We start from the raw sequence: 6,816 nt of genomic DNA, 5'->3' as shown, positions 1-6,816 counted from the left end.
TCCGTGGCCAGGCGTACGCCCGTACGACATCATCGGCCCATGGCGGACGATACGGAGCGGGACGCGCAGTCCCGCAGGCGCGCGGCATGGCACGGCTCGAAGCGCACGCTCGCCCGCGGCCCGGCGGAGCGGCGGATCGGCGAAGGGCTGGCCGGGCTCACGGCCGCCGCCTCCGCGTACGGCGCCGACGCCTGGGTCGACCTCTACGGGGACGGCGTCGTCGAGGAGCTGGAGCAGCGGGTCGCCGACGAGCTCGGCATGGAAGCCGCCGCCTTCTTCCCCACCGGCACCATGGCCCAGCAGGTCGCGCTGCGCTGCTGGGCGGGGCGCACCGGCAACCCGGTGGTGGCCATTCATCCGCTCGCGCATCCGGAGGTGCATGAGCGGGACGCCTATCTGACGGTCAGCGGGCTCCGCGCGGTACACCCCACGAGCGAACCACGGCTGCCCACCGCCGAGGAGATCGGCGACCTCGACGAGCCGTTCGGAACGCTCGCCCTCGAACTTCCGCTGCGTGACGCGGGCTTCCTGCTGCCCGCGTGGGACGAGCTCGTCGCCGTCGTGGAAGCCGCGCGTGAGCGGGACGCGGTGGTCCACTTCGACGGGGCCCGGCTGTGGGAGTGCACCACGCACCTCGGCCGCGGGCTGCCGGAAATCGCGGCCCTCGCCGACACCGTGTACGTGTCCTTCTACAAGTCGCTGGACGGCATCTCGGGGGCGGCGCTGGCCGGGCCCGAGACCCTGGTGGCCGAGGCCAGGGCATGGCGGCACCGGTACGGCGGGCAGCTGTTCCAGCAGTGGCCGGCGGCGCTCGCCGCGCTGGCCGGCCTGGAGCACGAGCTGCCGAGGCTGCCGTCGTACGTGGCGCACGCGCGAATCGTCGCGCAGGCGCTGCGCGAGGCGTTCACGGCCGCCGGGGTGAGCTGGTTCCGGGTACATCCAAAGGTGCCGCACACCCACCAGTTCCAGGTGTGGCTGCCGTATCCGGCGCAGGCGCTGGACGAGGCGGGGGTGCGGCTGGCGGAGCAGACGCGGACGACGCTGTTCCGGCGCTGGCGGGAGCCGGGGCCGCCCGGCCTGGCCATGACGGAGGTGACGGTCGCCTCACCCGCACTGGACTGGACGGCCGACGATGTCGCCGCCGCGGCCGGCGCCTTCCTCGCGCGTGTCCGGGACATCACGGCCGGGGGCGGCTGAGCGGGCCCGCGCTCGGGCCACCCACCCCCGTACGGCCCGCGGAACACCCCGGCGCCGGGCCGGACGCTCCTTGATCACGGCCCGGAAGTCACCGTAGTCGCGCAGCTCACGCAGGGCGGCCCAGTCATGGCGGCCCGGTGCGGGCGGGGCGGGTTCGCCGCGCTGGGCGGCCCGGTACAGGTCGAGTGCGTACTGCTGGGTCAGAGACATGACGCGAGCCTCCGCCCGGCCCGGGCCGCCCGTCATCCGGATTGACGATCGCCGTCAATCGACGGCCGGGCCGGGCGCCGTGTCCCCCACCATGAGGTCATGGCCAACGTCATCGACATCGCCGGGCTCCCGCCCGAGCGCATCGTCTTCAGCCCCTCCCCGCTCGCCGAGCTGGGCGCAGCGCTCCATGTGCTGTCCGAGCCCGGCCACCACCCCGGGCTGCACGGCTGGGCCACCGCCACCGCCGCCGGCCTCAAACCGGACCTCGCGGACCGGCTCCACGAAGCGGACTTCCTTTGGCGCTCGGCCCGCTCCGACCTCCTCCTCCCGGCCCACCCCGCCGGGACGCTCGCCGAGGAACTGGACGCGCTGGACCGGATCGACGACGAGACCTTCGTGGCAGCCGCCTTCGAGATCGCCTGCTCCGCCTCCTACACCCGGTGCACCCCCTCGCCCCTCGTCGACGCGGACGAACGGGCCCGGGTGCGCGAGATGGCGGCGGCCCGAGGGCCCCGGCAGGCGGCGTTCGCCGACCGCATGCTGGAGGACCCGGACAGTCTGCGGGTGTGGCTGCGGCGGCTCCTGGAGGACTGCGAGCAGGCCTTCTTCGCCGACACCTGGCAGCGGGTCCGCATCCAACTGACCGCCGACGCCCGCCACAAGGCTGAGCTGCTCCAGCGCAAGGGGCTCGCCGACGCGCTGACGGCGACCTCGGCCGCGCTGTCGCTGTCCGAGGACGAGAACCGCATCCTGGTCGACAAGCTGGCGGGCGGCCGTACGACGGCATCCGGCGACGGCCTCACCCTCATCCCGACCGCCTTCGGCTGGCCGCACCTCTTCGTCGTCCACGCCCCTGGCTGGCGCCCGGTGATCCAGTACCCGGTCGCCGCCCCCGAACTCCCGGCCCCCGCCGCCCTGGAACTCGTCCAGCGCCGCCTCGAAGCCCTGGCCCACCCCCTGCGCATGCGCCTGTGCCGCACCCTCGCCCGGGGCCCGCACACCACCGGCGAACTGTCCGAGGCGTACGGCATCACGCCCCCGGAGGTCTCCCGCCACATCGCCGTCCTCAAGAAGGCGGGGCTCCTCAACACCCGCCGCCGCGGCCGCTATGTCCTCCACCAACTGGAACTGACGGCGGTGGCCCGCGTGGGGAGCGACTACCTGGAGAGCGTCCTGCGCTGACCCCACGCCGAGGGCTACCGCCCCCGGCCCGGCCCGCGCGGGCGCCACCGGCCGAGCGCCGCCGGGCGGGGGCGTATTGCCACGCCTGGCCGATGGCGGACGCGCGGGCGACGCAAGCCCGCGCAGCGCCGCGCGGTGCGCCCGGCTGAGCGCCGCCGGACGCGGGGGGCTCAGCGCCCGGCCGGCGGCGTACGCATGCGTGCGCCGTGCGCCGTACGGCCAGGACGCGGACGCGGGGCCCGGCTGGCGGTCGGCCACCGTCGGGCGCACGGCCGCCCCCGGTGGCCCGCCCGCGGCAGCAACGTCCCCGCTGTGCGGGCGCCACCGGCCGAGCGCCGCCGGGCGGGGGCGTATTGCCACGCCTGGCCGACGGCGGACGCGCGGGCGACGCAAGTCCGCGCAGCGCCGCGCGGTGCGCCCGGCTGAGCGCCGCCGGACGCGGGGGGCTCAGCGCCCGGCCGGCGGCGTACGCCAGGACGCGGACGCGGGGCCCGCGTGGCGCCCGGCCACCGCCGGGCGCACGGCCGCCCCCCGCCCCCGGTGGCCCGCCCCCGGCAGCAACATCCCCGCTGTGCGGGCGCCACCGGCCGAGCGCCGCCGGGGGCGGGGCCCTGCATGGGGCCGCGCTCGGTCCGCCGCGACGCGTGCGCCGTGTGGTCGAGCGCGCGGCGGAAACTTTCCGCCGGGCGGGCGCGACCCGCCGGGCGCCGCTGGGCGCGGGGAGGGGCACGCGTGGGTCCCGGTCGCGCCCCCGAACGGCTAGGCGCCCGCCACCCGAAGCAGCAGCTTGCCCGTGGTGGTGCGGGTTTCCATGAGGCGGTGGGCCTCGGCGGCCTGGGGCAGGGGGAGTTCGGCCGTGATCGGCAGCTCGACCTCGCCGCGCGCGACCGTGGCGAAGGCCCGGCCGGCCAGGGCGCGGAGCGCCGCGGGGGCGGCTTGGGCGAGTTCGAGGATGGAGAAGCCGGAGACCGTACGGGAGCCCGGGTAGAGCTCGCTCTGGCCGACCTGCCAGGGCGCCTCGCCGCTCGCGTTGCCGAAGGAGACGAGGCGGCCGAAGACGGCGGTGGCGGCCAGGCTGCGGCGGAGGGTGTCGCCGCCGACCGGGTCGAGGGCTAGGTCGACGCCACGGCCGCCGGTGGCCCGCCGGATGTCCTCGGGGAAGCGGTCGCCGACGAACACCTCGTCGTAACCGTATTTCAGCGCCTCCTCGGCCTTCTCGGGGCGGGAGACCACTCCGTAGACCTTGTCCGCCCCGGCCAGCCGGGCCAGTTGTCCGGCGACCGTGCCGACGCCGCCCGCGGCGCCGTGGATCAGGACGGTGTCACCCTCGCGGACCCGCCCCACCTCGTGGAGGAGGGCGTGCGCGGTGGGCAGGACCGTCGGGAGGGTAGCCCCGGTGCGCGGCGAGACGCCCTCCGGCAGCGCGAAGACGGTGTCCGCGGGCACGGCGACGGTCTCGGCGTAGGCACCCGACGGCATGAAGGCGGCGACTTCCTGGCCGACCCGCAGTCCGGTGACGCCCTCGCCGAGGGCACGGATCCGGCCGGAGGCCTCAAGGCCGGGGACGAAGGGCAGTGCGGAGACGCGATAGCCGACGGACCGCGCCTTGAGCTCGGCGAAGTTGATCCCCGCGTAGGCGACGTCGAGGGTCACCTGGCCGGGCGCGGGCGACGGATCGGCCGCCTCCGCGAGACGCAAGACCTCGGGCCCCCCGTACTCTTCCACGACGATGGCGCGCATGCCGGGCCCTCCCCTAGGTTGTTCAATCAAGGACGAACACCGGCGAGTGTACGGATTGCATCGAACGCCTGGCAAGGGCAGACCACGACGAGGAGAGCGAGCGATGAGCAGCCGGAGCCACCGGGCCGCGCCCGAACACACCCACCCCGACGACGTCCCCGTGCAGACCGCACTCGCGGCGCTCGCCGACCCGGTACGGCTTCAGCTGGTGCGCGAGCTGGCCGCGGCGCCCGACTGGGAGCGCCCCTGCGGCACCTTCGACGTGCCGGTGGGCAAGGCGGCGCTCAGCCACCACTTCTCCGTACTACGGACGGCCGGGCTGCTGGAGCAGCGCGATGTGGGCCCCAAGCGGGTCAACCGGCTGCGCCGCCCGGAGTTCGACGCCCGCTTTCCCGGCCTGCTGGACCTCGTCCTGAGCGAGCGGCACGACGACCGGCACGAGGGCGCAGACGCCTCAGCGGGCTGAGCCCCCGGCCCGGATCAGCCCCGTCTCGTAGGCCATCACCACCACCTGCACCCGGTCGCGCAGCTCCAGCTTGGTCAGGATGCGGCCCACATGGGTCTTCACGGTCGCCTCGGAGAGCACCAGCCGCGCCGCTATCTCGCCGTTGGACAGGCCCTGTGCGACCAGCAGCATGACCTCGCGCTCGCGCTCGGTGAGCCGCTCCAGCCCGGGCCGGCCCGGCCCGCCCCGGCCGCCGGCGCCCCCGCCGCCCGGCAGCATCGGCGCGAAGCGGTCCAGCAGCCGGCGCGTGGTGCTGGGCGCGACGACCGCGTCACCGCTGTGCACCGCGCGAATGGCCGCGAGCAGCTCGCCCGGGGGCACGTCCTTGAGCATGAAGCCGCCGGCCCCGGCCTTGAGCGCGGAGAAGGCGTACTCGTCGAGATCGAAGGTGGTCAGGATGATGACCTTCGGCGCGCCCTCCCGCTCGCAGATGCGCCCGGTCGCCTCCACTCCGTCCAGCTTCGGCATCCGGACGTCCATAAGGACGACATCGACCTGTGTGGCGCGCAGGACCTCCAGCGCCTCCACGCCGTCGCCCGCCTCGGCCACGACCTCCATATCGGGCTGGGCCGCGAGCACCATCCGGAAACCGGTGCGCAGCAGTACTTGGTCATCGACGAGCATGACGCGGATCGACATCCGGTCGGGTCCCTTCCCTCGGGCCTTCGGCACCTGTGCGGTGTGTACGGGCCATGGTGTGCCGACGGCTCAGCCGGCCGACTTGAGCGGCAGCAACGCGCTGATCCGGAAGCCGCCGCCCGGCCGTGGCCCCGCGTCGAGCGTGCCCCCCACCATGCCGACGCGCTCCCGCATTCCGATCAGCCCGTGCCCCTTGCCGTCGGCGCCGCCGTCCTCGTACATATCGCGCTGCGCGCCCCGCCCGTCGTCCTCGACCAGCAGCCCGAGCCCGTCGTCGAAGTAGGTGAGACGGACGCTCACGCCGACGTCCGGACCGCCGTGCTTACGGGTGTTGGTCAGCGCCTCCTGCACGATGCGGTACGCGGTCAGCTCGACCCCGCTGGGCAGCTGGCGCGGGCTGCCCACGACCTTGAAGTCCACCGGCAGCCCGGCGCCGCGCACCTGCTCCACCAGCTCGTCTATCTGCTCGACGTCCGGCTGCGGCACATAGCCGCTCTCCTCGCCCGGCTCCCCGGTACGCAGCACGCCCAGCAGCCGGCGCATCTCGGCGAGCGCCTGGCGGCCGGTGCCGGAGATCGTCTCCAGCGCCTGCCGGGCCTGCTCGGGCGAGGCGTCCATGACGTACGCGGCGCCGTCCGCCTGGACCACCATCACCGACACGTTATGGGCGACGACATCGTGCAGTTCGCGGGCGATCCGGGCCCGCTCGGCGGCCACCGCGACCTTCGCCTGCGCCGCGCGCTCCTTCTCCAGCCGGGCGGCGCGCTCCTCCAGCTGCGCGTAGTAGGCGCGCCGGGTGCGGATGGAGTCGCCGAGCACCCAGGCCAGGACGAAGGGGATGGTGACGAAGACCGTCGAGACGACGGCCTGCCACTGCGTCTCGTGCTCGTTGGGCCAGCGCAGGGCCGAGATGGTGGTCGCGCTCAGCGCGGCGACGAGCGCGAAGCGCGAGGCCCCGCGGGAGGCGGTGGCGGCCGCCGTATAGACGACGACCAGCATCGCGAAGTCGGTGGGGTTCGGCTTGACGTCCAGCACGAGCTGGGCGATGCCGCACACGGTGGCCAGCGCCAGCATCTTCTCGGGGGCGCGGCGGCGCGGCGCGATCGTCGTGGCCAGCGCCAGGCAGATCGGCACGGCGGCGATCCGGGACTCGGTGCTCATGGGCGCCTGGACGAGCCACAGCAGCCCGAAACCGAAGAGGAGGACGGCCCAGAAGGTGTCCACCCCTGTCGGGTGCCTGCGGAGGAAGTCGTAGAGGCGCTGCACGTCACCCAGCGTAGGCATGGCGAATACCCGCATGGGTCAGCCCGAGGGGCGATCCGTATCGCCCCTGCCTACTCCCC

General features: G+C 74.8%; 6 protein-coding genes. 3 read left to right on the top strand and 3 right to left on the bottom strand.

Annotated features, from left to right (window positions below; translation table 11 throughout):
• Positions 1-39: 39 nt before the first annotated feature.
• Positions 40-1,197 carry a beta-eliminating lyase-related protein gene (locus ABZU99_RS32265; RefSeq protein ID WP_355945503.1) on the top strand — a complete coding sequence of 386 codons (1,158 nt, stop codon included), beginning with the start codon at positions 40-42 and terminating at the stop codon, positions 1,195-1,197.
• A gap of 309 nt (positions 1,198-1,506) precedes the next feature.
• Positions 1,507-2,589: a DUF5937 family protein gene (locus ABZU99_RS32260; RefSeq protein ID WP_355945499.1), complete on the top strand. Its 1,083-nt coding sequence runs from the start codon at positions 1,507-1,509 to the stop codon at positions 2,587-2,589.
• Positions 2,590-3,348: 759 nt separating this feature from the next.
• Here the strand turns inward: ABZU99_RS32260 and ABZU99_RS32255 are convergent.
• A complete protein-coding gene (locus ABZU99_RS32255; RefSeq protein WP_356050307.1) occupies positions 3,349-4,329 on the bottom strand; it encodes a zinc-binding dehydrogenase in 981 nt (326 codons plus the stop codon).
• Positions 4,330-4,432: 103 nt separating this feature from the next.
• Between ABZU99_RS32255 and ABZU99_RS32250 the strand changes: the two genes are divergently transcribed.
• Positions 4,433-4,795, top strand: a complete 363-nt coding sequence (locus ABZU99_RS32250) for a transcriptional regulator (RefSeq protein WP_356050308.1) — start codon at positions 4,433-4,435, stop codon at positions 4,793-4,795.
• On the opposite strand, the gene ABZU99_RS32245 is transcribed toward ABZU99_RS32250, so the two are convergent.
• Positions 4,784-5,473: a response regulator transcription factor gene (locus ABZU99_RS32245; protein WP_355945491.1), complete on the bottom strand. Its 690-nt coding sequence runs from the start codon at positions 5,471-5,473 to the stop codon at positions 4,784-4,786. The two genes, ABZU99_RS32250 and ABZU99_RS32245, sit on opposite strands and share 12 nt — an antisense overlap.
• Before the next feature lie 69 nt (positions 5,474-5,542).
• Entirely contained in the window at positions 5,543-6,739 is a 1,197-nt protein-coding gene (locus tag ABZU99_RS32240; protein WP_355945488.1) for a sensor histidine kinase, read from the bottom strand.
• Between the last annotated feature and the right edge of the window lie 77 nt (positions 6,740-6,816).

Source organism: Streptomyces sp. NPDC005266 (assembly GCF_040607655.1).
In the GTDB taxonomy this organism is placed as follows: Bacteria; Actinomycetota; Actinomycetes; order Streptomycetales; family Streptomycetaceae; genus Streptomyces.
The sequence above is the reverse complement of the archived record's forward strand: the minus strand, read 5'-3'. Positions and strand labels throughout refer to the sequence as shown.